General features: G+C 64.4%; 2 protein-coding genes. Both read right to left on the reverse strand.

The window, feature by feature from the left end; all coding sequences use genetic code 11:
• Positions 1-608: response regulator transcription factor (locus tag VLT15_04005; GenBank protein HSR44380.1), on the reverse strand; the 608-nt coding region annotated here is incomplete at its 3' end.
• Positions 608-1,729 (reverse strand): ATP-binding protein, encoded by a 1,122-nt coding sequence (locus tag VLT15_04010; protein ID HSR44381.1) that lies wholly within the window; start codon positions 1,727-1,729, stop codon positions 608-610. The genes VLT15_04005 and VLT15_04010, both read right to left, overlap by 1 nt.
• Between the last annotated feature and the right edge of the window lie 1,536 nt (positions 1,730-3,265).

Genomic DNA, 3,265 nt, shown 5'->3' on the forward strand with positions numbered 1-3,265 from the left:
GCCATTCGGGTCAGCTGGTGTCGACTTGCGAGTCCCAGCTTGGTGAAGATGTGGTGCATGTGATTCTCGAGGGTCTTCACACTCATGGAGAGACGGCCGGCTACCTCTCGATATGAGTAGCCGCGGGCGATCAGGGTTGTGACCTCCCGCTCTCTCGGGGTGAGACGCTCCAGCCCGTCTGCGTCCGCGATGTCGCGGTCGATATCGAGGAGGTATCCGGCTACTTCCGGTGAGACGGGCCGTTCCCCGGCCAGGGTGCGGGCGATTGCATCGATGACGAACGCTTCGTCGGCGGTCTTCACCAAGTAGCCATCAATGCCTGACTGAAACATGCGGACCACGTCCTCACGTGATGTGGACACGCTCAGGGCGAGGAAACGGATCTCCTCGTCGAACCGCCTCACGGCTTCGACCACGGCCGACCCCCCACCGCCCGGGATCTTCACGTCCAGGAGCACCAGGTCAGGTCGACGCTCACGGATCATTTCCACGGCGGTCGAAGCCTCGTCGGCTGAGCCGACAAGCCGATACTCACGGGCGATCACCGCTTCGATCCCCCTACGTACGAGGGGATGGTCCTCGACGATGAAGACAGATGGAGCTTCCATCATGGATCTGGTACCCGAATCGTGATTTCGGTGCCCTCACCCGGTTGGGACTGCACCTCGACCTCGCCTCCGGACCGTTCAACCGGGCCGACGATCCGCCTGCCGAGCCCGCGTTCGAAACCGCCGCTCGCGTCGAACCCGCGGCCTCGGTCGCGGATGTTGATGATCACTTGCCCGTCGGTGGCCTCGCTGTACAGGTCGACACGGGACGCACCCGAGTGTTTTCCTGCGTTCATCAGAGCTTCTCGCGCAGCCTCGAGCGCCAATGCGAGTGCCGGGGTCACCGGCCGGTCATCTCGAATGACGTCCACGATCTGCACGCCTCGACAAAGGTCCTCGACTTCGTCCCGATGGCGGAGGAGTTGAGCCTTGAAACTCTCCTGATACGGGGAGCGGAACTCTTCGATGGTTCGGCGAAGCTCTCGATCTTGCCTGCGGGCCAGGTATCGAACCTCATCGGGATGCTCGGCGTCCACCCGAATGGCATGAAGGGTCTGCAGCACGGAGTCGTGCAGATGGTCCGCGAGGCTGGAGCGTTCCTCGTGTCGAGCGACCTCAGCGGTCTGCTGAGCCAGGGCTGCCTCGGCGGTGAGCCGCAACCGGTCGCGTTGTCGGATGCTGTCGAACGCCCAGCCGATCACGAGTGCAAGGGCGATGAATTGAAACGTGCCTGCAGTACGGCCTGCGGCGAGTCCGTGCGCCAGATGCAGGCCCGCGTGTGCCAGAAGCAGCAGGACACCGGCGCTCAAGGTCCAAGGAAGGGAGGCGGCGAACGCCACCACGAACAGCCAGGAACCTGGCCAACCGCCGGACACGAAGTCCTCGGTGCCTGCAGCGAGGCCGGTGGCGCTGAGGGCAAGTGCGACGAACCCGTCGGCAGCAACGAACCACAAGCTCCCCAGTCGCTTTGTTGAGCGGGATGCCCAGAGAGTCAGAACCGTCCACGCAGTCGCCAGGACCATAGCCCCTGCCAATACGGTCCGATTGCCGGGCTCACCCCCGATCGTCTGTACGAGTACCAGGATGAGCATCCAGATCCAGACCACAACCCGATAGCCGGCGGCGATCGTGCGAAGGGTGTTCTCGACCGGGGGAAGAGCCGACCCCGCTTTCGTCACCATACGTGCACGGTACCCCCCTTTTCTCCTCAAGAGCCTGAAGAGAGGGGGTGGGGGAAGATACCCATGGGTTCACCCCCTGGGGGCAACACCGGATAGTTGGGCGAGCTCAGTTGGTCCACGTTGGCGGTATGGACCACCTGAGGCTCACATCCCACACCCATCACGACTGCTGCCGAGGGGTCTTCGGGCGGCTCCGGATCCTGCAGGCCTTCCGAACCCCGGTGTCACGCCCGGGCATGACCGCCCGGATCCGAATCGGTCGCTTCGCCCTTCACCTGTTCGCCAATTGCTGTCTCGTCATGGCCGCCAGTGGAGTCGGGCATGCACTGGCACGCCCCGCTCGCGACGAATCGACGGAAGCGCAACGCGCCGTTGAGTCCCTGATTCATGGACAGGCCGACCCGACCGTGATCCCCTCGAACTTCGACGCCATCCTCGGCTACAGGCCCGATCGACAGTCGCGAACGCTCGCCCGCCCGGACGGGCAGTGCTCCGCTCCGTTCGGTATCGGACCTGACTCATTCGAGCCGGCATGTCGAACCCACGACTTCGGCTATGACCTGCTCCGCTACGCCGAGCAGACAGACGGCCGGCTGGCAGCCTGGGCCAGACTCCGGCTGGATCTCCGCCTGTATCGGGATCTTCGCCAAACGTGTGATACCTCTCGGTGTCATGCGACTGCGGTGCTCTATCTGGTCTCGCTCACTGGGAACTCGGCACGTCAAGGATTTACCGCACCAATGACCGAACCCGTGTCGCCGTGGGCAGCGGTCGGATGCCTCGTCATCCTTGTGTCAGCCTGGACGGCCTGTCGGAGGCGTGACGCCCTCTCCCGGACTGTGCCAGTCACTCGAGGTGCACGGCGCCTGGGCAATCGACCGGCGCCCACCTGGCCGTTCATCGTGCGGCATCGAATCGGTCTCGCCGCACCTCTCGAGAGGGCGCTCAGAGCCTCAGCTACCGCCGTGGCGAGTGAACGTTCAATCCGGTCGGTGGTGATCATCCGTCACACAGCGGGATCGCCTCGGCGACGAAGCCGACGCTCCTCTGCCGCCAATCGGGCAGCTCCGTCTTCTCTGCGCGCTACGACGATCGCCTGACGCTTTTCGACCTGCCACCCTCTCGCACGTTGTGTTGTCCGACCCAGGTAGTACACCCTCGGCTCGTGTCGGAGACTCGACCGACTATGCATGTGCCGGTCCCCACCGATGTCGCCCGGACCAGCATTAGGAAACCCCCGCGACCGTCGACGGATCGGTGGACATCCGTCGGGCCAACAAGGCCTCTTCCGGCCGGCCCCCGGCAGAGCAACACAGAGGCTGGCAGGCGGGTGGGCCGGGGGAAGAAGATGTGTTGTCGGTGACCACGTGGGGCGCATCGGATGGTCAGGCGGTCAGTCCCGATCCAGCAGCGTCGGAGGGCGCCGAGAGCCCAGCGAGTTCCGTGGCGTGGACGATTCGCCGATTAGTCGGTGCCGAGGAGCAATCCGCACCCCTCTTCTGACAACTGCTCGCACAGGTAGTCGCACACCGCCTC

It is taken from the genome of Acidimicrobiia bacterium (assembly GCA_035471805.1).
GTDB lineage: Bacteria > Actinomycetota > Acidimicrobiia > Spongiisociales > JAHEDJ01 > JAHEDJ01.

Coding starts and splice junctions, on each gene's coding strand:
- VLT15_04010 (HSR44381.1), bottom strand. CDS start 1,729: ATGGTGACGAAAGCGGGGTCGGCTCTTCCCCCGGTCGAGAACACCCTT.